Raw genomic sequence first — 17,992 nt, forward strand, 5'->3', positions numbered from 1 at the left:
CGGCCGAAGGCCGCGCAGTATACCGTAATAACGCAGATAAACAGCCCCTTGGGTGACCATCTGTCTTACAGGTCAAACCGGCGGTTTTATTGACTTACAAGTCAGCGACAAGATCGAGGCGATGGGTCTTGGCGATGGCCTCGATCATTACCTTTGAGACGCCTGCCTCTGCAGCGATAGAAGGCCATTGCTGCACAGCTTCATGGACCTCCCGAATGATCTGCTTGGCCTTCAATCCCTTGATCTGCCTCCCCATAGTGAGGAGGTCATCCACCACAAAATTGTCACGCTTGCCGTTGATGCTCATCTGATGGCTATCGACCCAGAAGTTTCCAGGCAGGTAGGACCACGTTACGTCATAGGCTGGAGACAAGTACCAAGTGCCGTCGGTATCCAGCAAGAAACTGATGTTCTTGGTATGGTCATCCTGGTTTCGAGCGATAACGTTGAACACCATCCGCCTGAAAAACTGTTCTGCCTCACTACGGCCCAGTTTCAGCACCCTGAATACGCTCAGCGCCTCAGCGTAGGAATACTCTCCAGGCTTCTTATAGTCGGCATGATCCAACGCACATAGTGTCGCGGTATGGATTTTTTCACCCTCATCAGTGCGATCGAATCGCTTGGTCATGAAATGAGCACGTCCGCCTTCTTGAAGCAGGCGACATTCGGTCATCACCACACCGGCTTGCCTGGCCATCAAGTAATACGCGTATTCGATCCGGCCATAACCTTGACTATCGGCAAGCACATCAGTGTTTTTTCCGACGTCAAACTTAAGGAGCCAGTAGCTATAACCCTTGGGAGCGATCACCTGCCCTGACCTGATGTGACCTTCGGCGTTGATCGCAATGATCGCCTTCGCACGCGCGCCACCGGCACTTGTGCCGACCTGAATCAAACGTTGCAATGCAGCGTCGTCGACAGTGGGGTCATTAGAGGTCAGGCGATCCTCCAGGCTCTCTCTTCCCGAGAGAACTTCCCCAGCCAACTGGACAAGTGCCGCGATCTCTACGACCTCGGCCTCGTTCGCCTCAGTGTTCATGGCCGGCCGATACTCAAGCGCGCCCATGCCCCGATTACCCTGGTAAAGAAGTCGATCCACTGGCGTGAACGAAAGCTTGTCACGGCCTTGCTGTGCTAACCACGCATTGATCAGCGCATTACCAAAGTCATCCGGGAGAGAGTCGGCAAAGATCGCAGGGAGCGCCTTATAGGTTTCCCGATTCAGGTTGGTGAATGCGTAGGTGTACCCCGCGCGGGCGGGCATATGAATGGGCGAGATTTCCAGACCCGTGGCCACGAACTCGGGGGAGAATTCGAACTCGCCAACTTCGGTTGCCTCATCCCAATTAAGCGCGCCGACGTATAAACCCCATAAGTAGATTTGTGCGATCACCAACTAATGTCCTTCTTGGTTGCGTCAGGCACGATGAGCTTTTTCTGGCCTGTTACTGCGGTCGCCGCCAATGGATCCTTGCGAGTGGTATAGGCCCGCTGGCGCTTCTTCCCGGCCATCTTCGCCATCTGGATGGGGCTTGAACGCACCTCCTCGACCAGAGAACTCAACCGATCCAATTCACCGATCACCCGCAGGACCGAAATGAGGTTGAGCAGGGTGCCCTTGCCCGCCATCAACTGACGTAATGTCGTACGCGTAATGCCTGCCTCTTCGGCGACGACTGCCTGACTGATGTTCTTTTTCACTCTCAAGGCTTCAAGGCGCAAACCAATTGCCTGTGCGATGGCTTGCTCACTCATCGTAGTCATTCGCATTTTGTATAGATTCCTGATCAATAGGCAGTATTTCACGGGATATTGATCAGTATTCTAGCCAATAATTGACTGAAAACTGATGCCATATAAAGACATATCTTTTGGCTAGAAACATGATCAAAATATGACCTTATAGCCTATATTGATCAGAAAACTATCCAATTTACATCATCAAGCAAGGCCACGCTCTCCCACCGGTGCCTGCGCCGCACCACCTTCCAGCTTGCGCCACAGCAACCGCACGTTCGCCTTGCGCACCAAGGCACAGCGGTACAGCCGGATCTCCAGCGGCACATGCCATTGCGGGCCGCCGCACACCACCAGTTCGCCCCGGGCCAACTCGGCGCGCACGCTCAACTGCGGCACCCAGGCAATGCCCAGGCCTTCGAGGGCCATGCTTTTCAGGCTGTCGGCCATGGCAGTTTCATAAATCGTGGTGAAGCGCAGCGCCCGCTGGCGCAACAACAGGTTTACCGAGCGCCCCAGGAAAGCCCCGGCGCTGTAGGCCAGCAGCGGCACACTGCCCTCGCCTTCCAGGTCGAACAGCGGCTTTCCATCGGCATCGGCGGCGCACACTGGCAGCATCTCGGTGTTGCCCAGGTGCAGCGACGGGAAGATTTCCGGGTCCATCTGCATGGCCGCATCCGGGTCGTAGAACGCCAGCATCAAATCGCAACCGCCTTCGCGCAAGGCATGCACGGCGTCACCCACGTTGGTAGCAACCAACCGCGTGGCGATGTTCAGTCCTTCGTTGCGCAACTGCGCGATCCAACGTGGGAAGAAGCCCAACGCCAGGGAGTGCGCCGCGGCCACCTGCATGACTTCGCCCTGCCCGCCTTCCAAGTGATGCAAGTGCCGCAGCACTTCACCGAGTTGCTCGACCACGGTACGCGCGGTGACCAGGAACAACTGCCCCGCCGCCGTCAGTTCGACCGGCGTGCGCGAGCGATTAACCAGGGTCAGCCCCAGCGCGGCCTCCAGGCTGCGAATGCGTCGACTGAACGCCGGCTGGGTGACAAAGCGCCGCTCAGCCGCCTGGGAGAAGCTGCGGGTGGCAGCCAAGGCGCTAAAGTCTTCCAGCCATTTGCTTTCAAGGTTCATCACATCCTCCCGGGGCATGCACCATTTTGGCACACACGACCGTTATGGTAACGGGGTCACACCGACATTATGCCGTTTATGCATAGCCCAGTGTTTAACAGCATTGGCCCAAAATCTCCTGCAAGCCTAGCATTCACAGCGTTCCGGCCTAGCCCGGGTCCATATCGAGATGATTTCCGTCATGTCCTCCGCTGCATCTTTCCGCACAGAAAAAGACCTGCTTGGCGTACTCGAAGTACCCGCTCAAGCGTATTACGGCATCCAGACCCTGCGAGCGGTGAATAACTTCCGCCTCTCGGGCGTTCCGATTTCGCATTACCCGAAATTGGTGGTCGGCCTGGCAATGGTCAAGCAGGCAGCTGCTGACGCCAACCGCGAGCTGGGCCAGCTCAGCGAAGCCAAGCATGCTGCCATCAGCGAAGCCTGTGCCCGTCTGATCCGCGGCGATTTCCACGAAGAGTTCGTGGTGGACATGATTCAAGGCGGCGCTGGCACTTCAACCAACATGAATGCCAACGAAGTCATCGCCAACATCGCGCTGGAGGCCATGGGCCACAGCAAGGGCGAATACCAATACCTGCACCCCAACAACGACGTGAACATGGCGCAGTCGACCAACGACGCCTACCCGACCGCGATCCGCCTGGGTTTGCTGCTGGGCCACGACGCCTTGTTGGCCAGCCTCGACAGCCTGATCCAGGCGTTCGCTGCCAAAGGTGAAGAATTCAGCCACGTCCTGAAGATGGGCCGTACCCAGTTGCAAGACGCCGTGCCGATGACCCTCGGCCAGGAATTCCGTGCCTTCGCCACCACCCTCGGTGAAGACCTGGCTCGCCTGAAGACCCTGGCGCCTGAGCTGCTGACTGAAGTGAACCTGGGCGGCACCGCCATCGGTACCGGCATCAACGCCGACCCGCGTTACCAGGCCCTGGCCGTGCAACGCCTGGCCACCATCAGCGGCCAGCCGCTGGTACCGGCTGCCGACCTGATCGAAGCCACCTCCGACATGGGCGCCTTCGTACTGTTCTCCGGCATGCTCAAGCGTACCGCGGTGAAGCTGTCGAAGATCTGCAACGACCTGCGCCTGCTGTCCAGCGGCCCACGCACCGGCATCAACGAAATCAACCTGCCAGCGCGTCAGCCAGGCAGCTCGATCATGCCCGGCAAGGTCAACCCGGTCATCCCGGAAGCCGTGAACCAGGTAGCGTTCCAGATCATCGGTAACGACTTGGCACTGACCATCGCGGCCGAAGGCGGCCAGCTGCAACTGAACGTGATGGAGCCGCTGATCGCCTACAAGATCTTCGACTCGATCCGCTTGCTGCAACGCGCCATGGATATGCTGCGCGAGCACTGCATCGTCGGCATCACCGCCAACGAAGCCCGCTGCCGCGAACTGGTGGAACACTCCATCGGCCTGGTCACCGCGCTGAACCCGTACATCGGCTATGAAAACGCCACCCGCATCGCCCGCATCGCCCTTGAAAGCGGCCGCGGCGTGCTGGAACTGGTGCGCGAAGAAGGCTTGCTCGACGACGCCATGCTCGACGACATCCTGCGCCCCGAAAACATGATCGCTCCACGTTTGGTCCCGTTGAAGGCCTAAGCGTTTGTTGCACCGCTCACCAGGTTGAGGGACTAGACACCTCTCACCTTTTGAGGGCCTGAAGGCTCGTTCTTCAGGCCCTTTTTTTTTGCTTGTAGGAGCGAGCTTGCTCGCGAAAAACGCAAGGAGACCGCAATCATCCAGACAGCCAAGATCACCGTTAACGACCTTCGCGAGCAAGCTCGCTCCTACAAACCTTTAATCGCCTCGTGCAGACGGATCACACACTCCTAGGTATAGTGCCGCCCCTCTTCGCGTCAGCGGTCGTCGGTAACGAGACCCTGGTAAGCGCGAAACCGCATGAATAACAACACCCGCAAAAGGATTGGGGTCGAAGCGTCGTGCACTGCCTGGTGCCGAGCGATGCGTCGGACCGTCCTGCGTTTGCCATTAGAAAAATCAGCGAGGAACACTCCATGCTAGAAGTCATCAACGACTTCCTCTCAGGGAAAGTATTGATCGTGCTCATTGTCGGGCTCGGTGGTTACTTCACGATCCGCTCGCGTTTCGTTCAGTTGCGTCACTTTTTCCACATGTTTTCGGTATTTCGCGACAGCCTGAAAAGCAGCGCCGGCCAGCTCAGCTCGTTCCAGGCGCTGATGCTCAGCCTCGCCGGGCGCGTGGGTGCCGGCAACATCGCAGGCGTCGGCATTGCCGTGACCCTGGGTGGCCCGGGCGCCGTATTCTGGATGTGGGTCACCGCACTGGTGGGCATGTCCTCGAGCTTTATCGAGTGCTCCCTCGGCCAGCTCTACAAACGCACCGACGCTGAAGGCACCTACCGTGGCGGCCCGGCGTATTACATCCAGCACGGCCTGCACAAACGCTGGTTGGGCATGGTGATGGCATTCCTGCTGCTGGTGACCTTCGGTTTCGCCTTCAACGGCCTGCAAGCCCACGCCGTAACCCACTCGCTGAACAACGCGTTTGGCCTCGACACCACCTACACCGGCCTGGCCCTGGCTGTGCTGCTGGGCTTGGTGTTCATTGGCGGGATCAAGCGTATCGCCTCGATCGCCGACCTGCTGGTGCCGGTCAAGACCCTGGTCTACATCGCCGTGACCCTGTACGTGATCGTGCTGCAATTCGACCACGTGCCAGCCATGCTCGCGACCATCGTCAAGAGCGCCTTCGGCCTCGACCAAGCCTTCGGTGGCCTGGTGGGGAGCGCGATCATCATGGGTGTGAAGCGCGGCGTGTTCGCCAACGAAGCCGGTCTGGGCAGTGCGCCTAACGTGGCGGCAGTCGCGTCCGTAGAGCACCCGATCGCCCAAGGCGTGGTGCAAGCGTTCAGCGTGTTCCTCGACACCTTTGTGATCTGCACCTGCACCGCGTTGCTGATCCTGCTCTCGGGTTTCTACACCCCGGGCTTTGAAGGCGACGGCATTGCCCTGACCCAGAACTCCCTGGCGGCAGTGGTCGGTGACTGGGGCCGGATGTTCATCTCGGTGGCCTTGGCGTTGTTCGTGTTCACCTCGATCATGTACAACTACTACCTCGGCGAGAGCAACCTGCGCTTCATCGTGGGCGACAATCGCAAGGTGTTGATGGGCTACCGTGCGCTGGTGCTGGTGCTGATTTTCTGGGGTTCCATCGAGAACCTCGGCACCGTGTTCGCTTTCGCCGACATCACCATGACCATGCTCGCGTTCGTCAACCTGTTTGCCCTGGCGTTCCTGTTCAAGATCGCCATGCGTATCCTGAATGACTACGACGGCCAGCGTGCTGCGGGCATCAAGACTCCGGTGTTTGATTCCAGCAAGTTCCCGGACCTGGACCTGGACCGCAAGGCCTGGCCGGCGAACCCGGTGAAGGCTGAGCCAACCGCTCAAGCATCGGTTGAACTGAGCGCTCAAACGCAACGCTAAACCTAGATAGATGACACGCCGCCCGGCCTTGGGCATGCTCTGGGCCCGGCGGCGTTTTTCGTTCAGGAGATTCTTCAATGCAACCAGCCAACAACGTCATGGTGCTCTACACCGGCGGCACCATCGGCATGCAGGCCAGCGCAAACGGCCTGGCCCCCGCTTCGGGTTTTGAAGCGCGAATGAGCGAAGCCCTCGCCCAACTGAATATGCCAGCCTGGGGCTTCCGGGAAATGTCCCCGCTGATCGACAGCGCCAACATGACCCCCGCCTACTGGCAGCGCCTGCGCGCCGCCGTGATTGAGGCGGTGGACGAGGGCTGCGACGCCGTACTGGTGCTGCACGGCACCGACACCCTGGCCTACAGCGCGGCCGCCATGAGTTTCCAACTGCTGGGCCTGCCCGCACCGGTGCTGTTCACCGGCTCGATGCTGCCTGCCGGCGTGCCCGACAGCGATGCCTGGGAAAACGTCAGCGGTGCGTTGGCAGCCTTGGGCGAAGGCCTGGCGCCGGGCGTGCAACTGTACTTCCACGGTGCACTGATGGCCCCGACCCGTTGCGCGAAAATCCGCAGTTTTGGTCGCCATCCGTTTGCCGCGTTACGGCGTAATGGCGGCGTGGCCAAGGCCGAACTGGTGCCAGCAGCGCTGCATTACCGCCAGGCCAAGGCGCTGGCCAATGTGGGCGTGCTGCCACTGGTGCCGGGCATCGCCGCCGCGCAATTGGACGGGTTGATCGACAGTGGCATCCAGGCGCTGGTGCTGGAATGCTTCGGCAGCGGCACCGGGCCGAGCGACAACCCGCAGTTCCTCGCCAGCCTCCAGCGCGCGCAGGATAACGGCGTGGTGGTGGTGGCAATTACCCAATGCCATGAAGGCGGCGTGGAGCTGGATGTATACGAAGCCGGTAGCCGCTTGCGTGGCGTGGGCGTGTTGTCAGGTGGCGGTATGACCCGGGAAGCCGCGTTCGGCAAGCTCAATGCCTTGATCGGCGCCGGGCTGGACACCGCCGAAGTCCGCCGCCTGGTCGAACTCGACCTGTGCGGCGAACTGAGCTGACCGGCATATAACTTGCTCCTCTTCCAGCCATCCCCTGGCTGGAAGCACCCATGCTGCACTCCCACCTCACCACCCTCAACGCCGTCTCGCTGGTGCTCAACACCTTCAAGGCCGAAGGCCAACCCGCCGAGGCCTTGCTGGCCGGCAGCGGTATCTGCGCGGCGGACTTGAGCCGCGCCGACACCCGTATCACCACCAACCAGGAGATGCGCGTGTGCGCCAACGCCGTGGCACTGCGCCGGGATATCGGCCTGGAGCTGGGCCGGCAAATGCACGTTTCTTCCTATGGCATGCTCGGTTACGCACTGCTCACCAGTGCCACCTTCGGTGACGCTTTGCGCCTGGCGCTGCGGTATCCGGCGCTGCTGGGAACACTTTTCGAGCTGGACCTCGAGGAAGACGGCACGCGCATCTGGTTCAGCGCCGCGGATTACCGAGAAAATCCGGCACTGGAAATGTTCAACGTCGAACTTTGCCTGGCTTCGTTGAAGGTGATCTGCGACGACCTGCTGGGGCATGCCTTGCCGCTGCTGGGTGCGCGCTTTGAACATGACGCCCCGGATTACCGCGCGCGGTACGCCGAAAGCTTTGCCTGCTCGCTGCAATTCGGCGCCACCGCCAACGCGTTTGCCTTCGACCGAAGCTGGCTGGACCAGCCCCTGCCGTTAGCCGACGCCGTCACCCACCAGGCCATGGCCGAGCGCTGCCGCAAGCAAAACACCGAGTTCACCGGGCGCCAGGCCTGGCTGGGCAAGATTCGCCACCTGCTCGCCAGCCAACTCAGCGCCGCGCCGGGACTCGATGGCCTGGCCGAGCAGATGAACTGCTCCCCCCGCACGCTACGCCGGCACCTGCATGACTTGGGCTGCAGCTATCAGGAGTTGCTGGACGAGCTACGCTTCGAGCGGGCCAAACGGTTGCTGGGCGAGGATGAACTGCCTATTTACCGAATTGCCGAGGCGCTGGGCTTCAGCGAAACCGCGAGTTTCCGTCACGCCTTTGTGCGCTGGAGCGGCGTAGCGCCCAGCCAGTTCCGCCCCTGAAGCCACTTGGTGGGGCGTGGCCGCGCCATTTCGGGGCGAATTGCGGTCACACACTTTGGCCATATTGATCCCCTTTTGGCCGCTCCTGCCATTCTCATAAATCCCGCCCGCCGCAAGACTGGACCTCACCGATTCAGCCTGCGGAGAACAACAATATGCTGACGATCTACTCGGACGATCACCACCTGCACCATGGCCGATGCGAGTTGATGGACGGGCAACTGATGCCGTGTTTTGAAATGCCCTCGCGCGCCGACCATGTGTTGCAACGGGTCAAGGAGCGCGAACTGGGACCGGTGCAAGCGCCCAACGATTTTGGCCTGGCGCCGCTGCAACGCATTCACAGCCCCGCCTATCTGGACTTCTTTAAAGGCGCCTGGGAGCGCTGGACCGCGTACGGCCAGGACGGAGATCTGCTGCCCTACACCTGGCCCGCACGCACTTTGCGCCGGGTCATCCCCACCAGCCTGCACGGCCAGCTCGGCTATTACAGCTTCGACGGCGGCGCGCCGATCACCGCCGGTACCTGGCAAGCGGCCTACAGCGCAGCGCAAGTCGCGCTGACTGCGCAACAGGCGATGCAGCAAGGCGCCCACAGTGCCTTCGCCCTGTGCCGCCCGCCCGGGCACCATGCCGCCAGCGACTTGATGGGCGGCTATTGCTACCTGAACAACGCGGCGATCGCAGCCCAGGCGTTTCTCGACCAGGGCCACAAGAAGGTCGCAATCCTCGACGTGGACTACCACCACGGCAACGGTACCCAGTCGATTTTCTACGAGCGCAGCGATGTGCTGTTCACCTCGATCCATGGCCATCCGGAAGCGGAATTTCCGTTCTTCCTGGGCTATGCCGACGAGTCGGGCGAAGGCGCCGGTGAAGGTTTCAACTTCAATTATCCCTTACCCGCCGGCTCTGGCTGGGACCGCTGGAGCGCCGCGCTGGAGCAGGCGTGTGAGGAGATTGAGCGCTATGGCGCCGACATCATCGTGGTCTCGCTGGGCGTGGACACCTTCAAGGACGACCCGATCTCCCAGTTCAAGCTCGACAGCCCCGACTACCTGGCGATGGGCGCGCGAATCGCCCGCCTCGGCAAGCCGACGCTGTTTGTGATGGAAGGCGGCTATGCCGTGGAAGAAATCGGCATCAATGCCGTCAACGTTCTCGAAGGTTTTGAGGGATTCACCCAATGAACATGCTCAAGCATCTCGTCCTCTGCGCCGCCGTGCTGAGCGGGTCCGCGCACGCCGAAGAAAGAACCCTGCGGGTCTACAACTGGTTCGACTACATCACCCCCAAGGCCTTGGAAGATTTCAAGGCGCAGAACCCCAGCGTCAAGCTGGTCTACGACATCTTCGACACCAACGAAGCCCTGGAGGCCAAGCTGCTGACCGGCAACTCCGGCTATGACGTGGTGGTGCCGTCCAACGTATTCCTGGCCAAACAGATCGAAGCCTCGGTGTTCCAGCCGCTGGACCGCAGCAAACTGCCCAACTGGAATCACCTCGATCCCAAGCTGATGAAGCTGATCGAGGCCAACGACCCGGGTAATAAGTTCGCCGTGCCCTACATGTACGGCACCATCCTGATCGGCTTCAACCCGGACAAGGTCAAGGCCGCGCTGGGTGCCAACGCGCCCGTGGACAGCTGGGACTTGATCTTCAACGTCGAAAACATCAGCAAGCTCAAGCAATGCGGCGTGGCGCTGCTGGATTCGCCGTCGGAGATCCTGCCGCTGGCCTTGCAGCACCTGGGCCTGGACCCCAACAGCAGCAACCCGGCGGACTATGTCAAAGCCGAAGCGCTGCTGATGAAGATCCGTCCGTACATCACCTATTTCCACTCGTCCAAGTACATGGCCGACATTGCCAACGGTGACATCTGCGTGGCGGTCGGCTATTCCGGCAGCTTCTCCCAGGCCGCCAACCGCGCCAAGGAAGCCAAGAACGGCGTGACCGTGGACATGCGCTTGCCGAAAGAAGGTGCGCCAATCTGGTTCGATATGCTCGCCATCCCCAAAGGCGCCAAGGACCCGGAAGACGCCTACACCTTTATCAACTACCTGCTGCAACCGGGCGTGATCGCGCCGATCAGTGACTTTGTCGGTTATCCCAACCCCAACAAGGACGCCACCGGTTTGGTGGACCCGGCCATTCGCAACAACCCCAACCTGTACCCGACCGAGGCCGCCATGGCCACGCTGTATACCCTCAAGCCGCTGGGACGTGATGCCGAACGGGCCAGGACCCGCGCCTGGACCAAGATCAAGTCCGGCACCTGATCGGTTGCCGCCGGTTGCGCCTCAGCGCGTAACCGGCGCGCGCCAAACCTGGCTCAAGCGCTTCAACGCCTGGCTGATCTGCGCCTCGGGCACGGCAGCAAACCCCAACACCAATCCTGCACGCTGATCCAGCGGTGTAAGCGAGTCCGGCAACCAATAGCTGCTCAGGCCATTGATCTCCACACCCACCGCCGCGGCCTGTGCGATCAGCGCCTGTTCCCGCGCCAGGCTATCGACCCGCACGGTCAAGTGCAGCCCGGCCGCCACTGACGGGAGGCGGCCAACGCCATCTATACCAGCGGGCCATTCGGCCACCAGCGCATTGAGCCGGCTCTGCGCGGCTCGGCGCATGCGGCGCACATGGCGTTGAAAGTGCCCGGTCGCCATGAACTCCGCCATCACCGCTTGAGTGCTGACTTCCGAGTGGCGCACGTCCACCGCACGGCGACGGGCAAAGGCCTGGACCAGGCCGACCGGCAACACCAGGTAACCCAGGCGCAGCGCCGGAAAGGCCACCTTGCCGAAGGTCCCGACATACAGCACCCGCCCCGTACGATCCAGGGCCGCCAGCGGAGCCAGGGGCGCGCCGCTGTAGCGGTACTCACCGTCGTAGTCATCCTCGACGATCCAGCCGCCCGTACGCTCGGCCCAGGCCAGCAGTTCCAGGCGCCGGGCCAGGCTCATCACCACTCCGGTGGGGTATTGATGCGACGGGGTGACGTAGGCCAGACGGCAACTGCCGAGGCCGTTCAAGGCAGCGCAGTCGATGCCCTCGCTGTCCACCGTCACGCCATGCAATTGGCCCCCCGCCACTGCGAACGCATGGCCCGCCGCCCGATACCCCGGATTTTCAATGGCAACTGCATCGCCGGGCTCCACCAGCAACTGTGCACAAAGGCTGATTGCCTGCTGCGCGCCACTGGTGATCACTATTTGCTCAGCACTGCACTGCATGCCGCGAGAACTGCGCAAATAGGCAGCAATCAATCCACGCAGGCGCTCGTCGCCTGCCGGGTCGCCATAACACAGCTGCTGCAAGTCCGGCTTGCGCCAGAAAGCCGCATTCAGCTTGGCCCACACGTCGAAGGGGAACAGATCAAAAGCCGGTACGCCCACCCTGAAAGCCCTCGGCGGACCGCCGGGTGGAAGTGCCAAATGATTGTTTTCCACCCGCGCCAACGCACCGCTGTGGATAACTTGACTGGACGAAACCCCAGGTAAATCCGGCCGTTTTGTGGATAACCCTGGGGATAAGCCTGTTGATAACCCTGTGGACACTTTTGTGGATAGCTTTTTTGCGGGAGTCGGTGTCTGTGGCAATTGCGCGACATAGGTGCCATCACCCACTCGGCCTTCGATAAATCCTTCGGCATACAGTTGGTCGTAAGCGCGGACCACGCTATTGCGTGAAATCGACAACGCGGCTGCCAGGTCGCGGCTGGCGGGGAGCCGAGTGCCACTGACCAGCCGGCCATCCAATACCCGCTGGCGCAGCGCCTGATAGAGCTGGCGCGTGAGGCCCTGGCGACGGTCCAACTCGATACCCGCCGGGTTGAACGAGAGCGGTGGTTCTAAGGCAGGCATAGAATTGGACCTATGAAATTGACTGTAGATGGCTCTTACAACGAACCAATAGCCTGCCTAGGATGCAAGCATTCGCCAAGGAAAATCTTCATGTACACACCACGCGCCTTTGCCCTCGATGACTTGCCCGAAATCCAGCAACTGATCCAGCACACGCGCTTGGCGCAACTGGTCACTTTCGGTGAGCAAGGCCTGCAAGCCAGCCATTTACCGCTGCTGCTCAACCCCGATGAAGGGCCCAACGGCACCCTTTACGGGCACATGGCCAAGGCCAATCGCCAGTGGCAGGACCTGCAAAATGGCGGCGAGGCCCTGGTGATTTTTGCCGGTGCCGAGGCCTACGTCAGCCCGTCGTTTTACCCGGCCAAAGCCGAACACGGCAAAGTGGTGCCGACCTGGAACTACATCGCGGTACACGCCTACGGCACCGGCGAAGTGTTCACCGATGCCGAGCGCCTGCTGGAGTTGGTCAGTGCCCTCACCGACCGCCATGAAGGCAATCGCGCCCAACCCTGGAACGTCAGCGACGCCCCGGCCGATTACATCGACGGCATGCTCAAGGCCATCGTCGGCTTTGCCCTGCCCATCCAGCGCCTGGAAGGCAAACGCAAACTAAGCCAGAACCGCAGCCCGGCAGACATCGCTGGGGTTCGCGACGGCCTTGCGGCCAGCACCGATGTGCGCGACCAGACCCTCGCCCGCTTTATCCCCAAGGAGCCATCATGAGCCAGATCGAAATCCGCCAGGTCAGCGCCGCCGACCACGCCGCATGGCTGCCCCTGTGGCAGGCCTACCTGCGTTTTTACAACACCGAGTTGCCCGACGCCGTCAGCCAGAACACTTGGCAACGCCTGATCGACGCCAATGAGCCGACCCATTCGGCCCTGGCCTGGCAGGACGGCAAGGCCGTAGGCATGGTCAACTTCATCTACCACCGCTCCAACTGGAGCATCGAAAACTCCTGCTACCTGCAGGACTTGCTGGTAGACCCGGCCCAGCGTGGCACCGGCGTCGGCCGCAAACTGATCGAATTCGTCTACGCCACCGCCAAGGCCGACGGCTGCTGCAAGGTCCACTGGCTGACCCACGAGACCAACGCCACCGCCATCCAGCTGTACGAACGCATCGCCGAACGCCCCGGCTTTATCCAGTTTCGCAAAGGTCTTTAAGGAGAAGCACAGCATGACGACATCATTGGCCGACTGGAAAGGCGTCCCGGCGCCCACCGTCACCGTTATCGAAGGGCGCTTCATCCGCCTGGAAAAACTCGACCCGGCCCGCCACGGCGATGACCTGTTCAACGCCCTGCAAGGCCCCGGTGCTGATCCGAAGCTGTGGGACTATTTGCCTTACGGCCCGTTCCCCGAGCGCGCCGCCTTCGACGCCTGGCTGAACAACCACGCGTCCCACAGCGACCCGTACTTCTTCAGCGTGATCGACAAGGCCAGCGGCGACGTACAAGGCATCCTCAGCCTGATGTCCATCGTGCCCGAGCAAGGCCGCATCGAAATCGGCCACGTGACCTTCGGCGCGCCGATGCAACGCTCTCCGAAAAGCACCGAGGCGGTGTACCTGCTGGCCAAGCACTCGTTTGAGCTGGGCAATCGTCGCCTGGAGTGGAAATGCAACAACGCCAACACCCGCTCCAAAAATGCGGCCGAGCGGTTGGGATTCAGTTTTGAAGGGGTGTTTCGCCAGCACACCGTGGTCAAGGGCCGAAACCGGGATACGGCGTGGTATTCGATCCTGGATGGGGAATGGCCGGCGATTGGGGCGGGGTTTGAGCGGTGGCTGTCAGATGCCAACCAGACCGGTTCGGGACAGTTGAAAACGCTGGTGGAATGCCGTACCTAATCCACCCTGCCACCCCCTTACAAATGTGGGAGCGGGCTTGCTCGCGAAAGCGGTGTATCCGTCACAAATGTATTAACTGACCCACCGTCATCGCGGGCAAGCCCGGCTCCCACATTGTATCTTCAGCGTATCCGGGCCTTGTGCTCAGCCAACCCTGCCCTCTTTCCACCCCAACGCCTGCAAGGCGTCACAACCATCCTGCAACAACAGATGCGCCGCCGAGGCGAAGTGTTGCAGGTCCGTGCCCTCCACGCGCTCGGTACTCAGACAGATCACGCTATTGAGCAAATTGCGGGCAGCCTCGATGCGCTGGGTGGCGGTTTCGAGTAGCCCGCGGGCGTCGGCATCGGGGTTGAGGAACAGGACGGGGTCACAGCTGATATTACTTTCAAGAGCGGTGTAGTTGGGCATGAAGAAAGACTCGTAATTGAAGTTCAGAGGTCTCACTTTGCTTTCGACCGGCTAAGATCGGTCACCTACGAATCAGCAACCGGCGGACTATATGCCAGCGGCTATACCTTAAAATACTTGCCCACGATCAAAAATCTCATGATCGCCTTTTCCTACAAGCTTCTACGAAGCTTCAACGCTCCCACCTTCAATTCAAACGGACTGAACACGGCAAGCTGCAATATATTGCGTTTATTGCATGATAAAGCTGCAAAAACTGCAATAAATTGCACTCTTCTGTCACCTCCCCGCCATCATTCTGTAAAAAACCTTCGCTATACAGGTCGACTATTTTCCAAAAACAAGGTCGCCCGCCATGCCCCCTTCGCCCCAGCGCCTTGCGCTCACTCTCGGCCTGCTGGTCAGCAGCGGTTTTGTCGATGCGGCGCCCACGCCAACCAAGACGCTGCAGATCGACACGCCCACCACCACCGGGCAAACCCTGGGTGGCAGTGACTCGTTGACGATCTCGGCCCCGGGCAGCATCACCACCTCCAAAGTCGCGGTGACCTTGAAAGATGGCACCAGCGGCAACGGCGTGCGGATCGATAACTCCGGCACTATCGCCTCCACCGGCGGCCGCGGGATCGACAGCAGCGGCGACCTCACCGGCGCTCGCAACTACAGCATCTACAACCGCGCCGGCGGCGTGATCCAGGGTGCCAACGACGCGCTGCGCATCGACAGTAATTTCGCCAGCGGCAGCCTGTTGATCGACAACAGCGGCACCATTCGCTCCGCCACCGGCCAAGGGCTGGACCTGGATGCGATCCGCAGCCCCAACGTCAGCACCACCATCATCAACCGCCTGGGCGGGTTGATTCGCGGCGACGCCAGCGACGGCATGAAGACCGGCGGCAACGCTACGATCACCAACTACGGCGAGATTTCCACCGGTGACACACACTCGCGCGATGACAAATTCGACGGCGTCGACATCGACTCCGCCACCGGCGTGACCGTCACCAACTACGGCCTCATCTCCGGCGGCCGCCACGGCATCACCACCGACCTGGGCGCTACGCTGACCAACTACGGCACGGTGATCGGCCGCAACGGCTCGGGCTTTGGCTCCGACGGCGACGGCACGGTGATCAACCACGGCACCATCACTGGCGCATTCTCCGGACTGCAGCCAGATGGCGACGGCGACGGCGTGGACATCGACAAGATCGCCCACATTGAAAACTACGGAGTCATCCAGGGCGTGGGCGCCGGTGGCGTCGACAAAAACGGCTTTGCCAACGGCAGCGAAGGCATCGCCCTCGGCGGTGGCTATGTGTTCAACGGTGTCGGCGCGCTGGTGAGCGGCGCCAATAACGCGGTGCTGGTGGACGACGGCAGCGACGGCCCGGGACTGGCAGCCACGACCCTGATCAACCACGGCACCATCCAGGGCTTGAACGGCTTTGGTGTGAAGTTCGTCGGCGAGTTTGCCGACACGGTGGTCAACGCTGGCTTGATCAGCGGCAGCAACGGCCTGGCCCTGGATTTGGGCGGCGGCGATGACAAGCTGACTCTGCTCGGTGGCAGCCGTTTTGTCGGCGTGGTGGATGGCGGCACCGGATATGACCGCGTGATCATGGACGACGCCGCCGGCGGCAGTTTCGGCGACAGCCGCAACTTTGAATGGCTGGACGTGAAGCAAGGCACCTGGACCCTCACCGGCAGCGGTGACTTCAGCGATGGCGGCGAGATTTTCAGCGGCGCCAAGCTGATCAACCAAGGCGGGATCGCCGGCAACGTGACCGTCGATGAAGGCGGTATTTATGCCGGTGGCGGCAGCGTCGGCAGCCTGTTGGTCAAAGGCACGTTGCAGACCAACACTGCACTCGGCACCGCCAGCATCACCCGCGACCTGACCATGACCAGCGGCTCGACCCTGGCCTATGGCGTGAATGCCGACGGCAGCAGTGCACCGGTTCAGATCGGTGGCACTGCCTATCTGAACGGCGCGACCCTGGCGGTCAATCCCGGCACCGGCACCTACCCGTGGCAGAGCCACTACACGGTGCTGCAGGCCGGCAGTATCAATGGCACATTCGGCAAGGTCACCAGCGACTATGCCTTCCTCACCCCCACCCTGGATTACAGCCCTACCCAGGTTGGCCTGACCTACACCCGTAATGACATTGCCTTCAATCAGTTCGCCAACACCGGCAACGGCACCCGCGCCGCCAATGCCCTGGCGAGCCTGGGCAACAACAACCCGCTGTATAACGCCCTGCTCAACACCACCAATAGCAGCGCCGGTGCCGCCATCGAGCAACTGGCAGGCAGCAGCACCGCCAACCTGACCAGCGCGACCCTCGGCGCCAGCGCTCAGGTCGGCAACAGCATGCTGAGCGCCATGCATCAACTGGGCGGCGGCGCAGGATTGCTGGTGGGCCTTGATCAAAAAGACACCCCCGTACTGGCCGCCACTGGCGTACCCGCCGAAGCCCGTAACCTCAACGATCCGAATGCCCGGGGCCGCCTGTGGCTGCAAGGCATCGGCAGCTACGGCAAGCTCGACGGCGACCACGGCAGCAATGGCCTGACCCAGCGCACCAAAGGCAGTGTGCTGGGGGCCGATTGGGCACTCGATTCGGACTGGCGCGTGGGCGTACTGGGCGGTTACTCGAAGACCGACCTGGACACCACTGGCGTCGATGGCAGCGTCGACAGCTGGCACGCAGGTGTCTACGCCATGCGCCAGAGTGGACCGCTGGCCATGCGCCTTGGTGCTGCCTACAGTGGGCATCAGGGCGAGAGCAAACGCACCGTGGCCTTCGACGGTTTCAACGATCGCCCCAAAGGTGACTACGACGCCAACAGCCAACAAGCCTTCGCCGAACTGGGTTATGCCCTGGGCAGCGGGCGCCTCAGCGCCGAGCCGTTCGCCAACCTCGGTTACCAGCGCTACCACCGCGACAGCTATAACGAAAAAGGCGGCGCCGCCGCGCTGCGTGTCGATGGGCAAACCCAGGACAATTTCAGCAGCACGTTCGGCCTGCGCCTGGCGCACCTGAGCCAGCTCGACAATGGCATCAGCCTCACGCCACGGGTCAGCGCCGGCTGGAAACACACCTACGGCGATGTCGACAGCAGCACTCGCCAGGCCTTCCTGATGGGCGGTACCGCGTTCAACGTCGAAGGCAGCGCACTGGACCGTGACAGCTTGATGCTGGAGGCCGGGCTGGATGTTGGCCTGTCGGCTCGCCACACGCTGGGCATGGGCTACAGCGGCGACATCGGCAATAACAGCCGCACTCATGGATTGATCGGGCATTGGCAGATGAGTTTTTAATCGCAGCCCACTAGAGACATCTCCGGCAAGCCAAGGGTGGATAGCCTGACATTTATTCGCCCTTTACCTCGCTAGATTTCCCGACCTC

At 61.3% G+C, this 17,992-nt stretch carries 15 protein-coding genes; 10 read left to right on the top strand and 5 right to left on the bottom strand.

The genetic code is table 11. From position 1 onward, the window contains the following. Positions 1 to 94: 94 nt before the first annotated feature. The 3 genes from AU074_RS01555 to AU074_RS01565 all read right to left on the bottom strand — a co-directional run bounded on the left by AU074_RS01555 (position 95) and on the right by AU074_RS01565 (position 2,877). Positions 95 to 1,399 carry a type II toxin-antitoxin system HipA family toxin gene (locus AU074_RS01555; protein WP_083676614.1) on the bottom strand — a complete coding sequence of 435 codons (1,305 nt, stop codon included), beginning with the start codon at positions 1,397 to 1,399 and terminating at the stop codon, positions 95 to 97. Beyond that, the gene (locus tag AU074_RS01560) at positions 1,396 to 1,761 is read right to left on the bottom strand and encodes a helix-turn-helix domain-containing protein (RefSeq protein WP_256576777.1); all 366 of its coding nucleotides are present in this window, start codon (positions 1,759 to 1,761) and stop codon (positions 1,396 to 1,398) included. Before AU074_RS01560 ends, AU074_RS01555 begins: the two co-directional genes overlap by 4 nt. A gap of 186 nt (positions 1,762 to 1,947) precedes the next feature. Then, entirely contained in the window at positions 1,948 to 2,877 is a 930-nt protein-coding gene (locus AU074_RS01565) for a LysR substrate-binding domain-containing protein (RefSeq protein ID WP_076013203.1), read from the bottom strand. Between the two features lie 181 nt (positions 2,878 to 3,058). On the opposite strand from AU074_RS01565, the gene aspA reads away from it, so the two are divergent. The 6 genes from aspA to AU074_RS01595 all read left to right on the top strand — a co-directional run bounded on the left by aspA (position 3,059) and on the right by AU074_RS01595 (position 10,727). Continuing rightward, positions 3,059 to 4,483 carry an aspartate ammonia-lyase gene (gene aspA, locus AU074_RS01570; RefSeq protein WP_003213415.1) on the top strand — a complete coding sequence of 475 codons (1,425 nt, stop codon included), beginning with the start codon at positions 3,059 to 3,061 and terminating at the stop codon, positions 4,481 to 4,483. A gap of 416 nt (positions 4,484 to 4,899) precedes the next feature. Then, positions 4,900 to 6,351 (top strand): sodium:alanine symporter family protein, encoded by a 1,452-nt coding sequence (locus AU074_RS01575; RefSeq protein WP_076013204.1) that lies wholly within the window; start codon positions 4,900 to 4,902, stop codon positions 6,349 to 6,351. A 77-nt stretch (positions 6,352 to 6,428) separates the two neighbouring features. Then, complete coding sequence (locus tag AU074_RS01580) at positions 6,429 to 7,406, top strand: asparaginase (protein WP_076013205.1); 978 nt, start codon at positions 6,429 to 6,431, stop codon at positions 7,404 to 7,406. Positions 7,407 to 7,456: 50 nt separating this feature from the next. Beyond that, positions 7,457 to 8,449 (top strand): AraC family transcriptional regulator, encoded by a 993-nt coding sequence (locus AU074_RS01585; protein ID WP_076013206.1) that lies wholly within the window; start codon positions 7,457 to 7,459, stop codon positions 8,447 to 8,449. Between the two features lie 155 nt (positions 8,450 to 8,604). After that, positions 8,605 to 9,639: a histone deacetylase family protein gene (locus AU074_RS01590; RefSeq protein WP_076013207.1), complete on the top strand. Its 1,035-nt coding sequence runs from the start codon at positions 8,605 to 8,607 to the stop codon at positions 9,637 to 9,639. After that, positions 9,636 to 10,727, top strand: a complete 1,092-nt coding sequence (locus AU074_RS01595; protein ID WP_076013208.1) for a polyamine ABC transporter substrate-binding protein — start codon at positions 9,636 to 9,638, stop codon at positions 10,725 to 10,727. Before AU074_RS01590 ends, AU074_RS01595 begins: the two co-directional genes overlap by 4 nt. A gap of 21 nt (positions 10,728 to 10,748) precedes the next feature. On the opposite strand, the gene AU074_RS01600 is transcribed toward AU074_RS01595, so the two are convergent. Next, positions 10,749 to 12,311 carry a PLP-dependent aminotransferase family protein gene (locus AU074_RS01600; protein WP_076013209.1) on the bottom strand — a complete coding sequence of 521 codons (1,563 nt, stop codon included), beginning with the start codon at positions 12,309 to 12,311 and terminating at the stop codon, positions 10,749 to 10,751. Between the two features lie 90 nt (positions 12,312 to 12,401). On the opposite strand from AU074_RS01600, the gene AU074_RS01605 reads away from it, so the two are divergent. The 3 genes from AU074_RS01605 to AU074_RS01615 are packed head-to-tail and all read left to right on the top strand — an operon-like array spanning position 12,402 to position 14,165. Then, positions 12,402 to 13,037, top strand: coding sequence for an FMN-binding negative transcriptional regulator (locus tag AU074_RS01605; RefSeq protein ID WP_076013210.1), 636 nt, complete (start codon positions 12,402 to 12,404; stop codon positions 13,035 to 13,037). Continuing rightward, entirely contained in the window at positions 13,034 to 13,480 is a 447-nt protein-coding gene (locus AU074_RS01610; RefSeq protein ID WP_003213433.1) for a GNAT family N-acetyltransferase, read from the top strand. The genes AU074_RS01605 and AU074_RS01610 overlap by 4 nt, the downstream gene beginning before the upstream one ends. A 13-nt stretch (positions 13,481 to 13,493) precedes the next feature. After that, positions 13,494 to 14,165, top strand: a complete 672-nt coding sequence (locus AU074_RS01615) for a GNAT family N-acetyltransferase (RefSeq protein ID WP_076013211.1) — start codon at positions 13,494 to 13,496, stop codon at positions 14,163 to 14,165. A gap of 144 nt (positions 14,166 to 14,309) precedes the next feature. On the opposite strand, the gene AU074_RS01620 is transcribed toward AU074_RS01615, so the two are convergent. Then, positions 14,310 to 14,576 (bottom strand): hypothetical protein, encoded by a 267-nt coding sequence (locus AU074_RS01620; RefSeq protein WP_076013212.1) that lies wholly within the window; start codon positions 14,574 to 14,576, stop codon positions 14,310 to 14,312. Between the two features lie 355 nt (positions 14,577 to 14,931). Here AU074_RS01620 and AU074_RS01625 point away from each other — a divergent pair, with 355 nt between their 5' ends. Then, a complete protein-coding gene (locus AU074_RS01625) occupies positions 14,932 to 17,904 on the top strand; it encodes an autotransporter domain-containing protein (RefSeq protein WP_076013213.1) in 2,973 nt (990 codons plus the stop codon). Positions 17,905 to 17,992 lie beyond the last annotated feature (88 nt).

Origin of the sequence: Pseudomonas sp. ATCC PTA-122608 (genome assembly GCF_001952855.1) — a bacterium.
In the GTDB taxonomy this organism is placed as follows: Bacteria; Pseudomonadota; Gammaproteobacteria; order Pseudomonadales; family Pseudomonadaceae; genus Aquipseudomonas.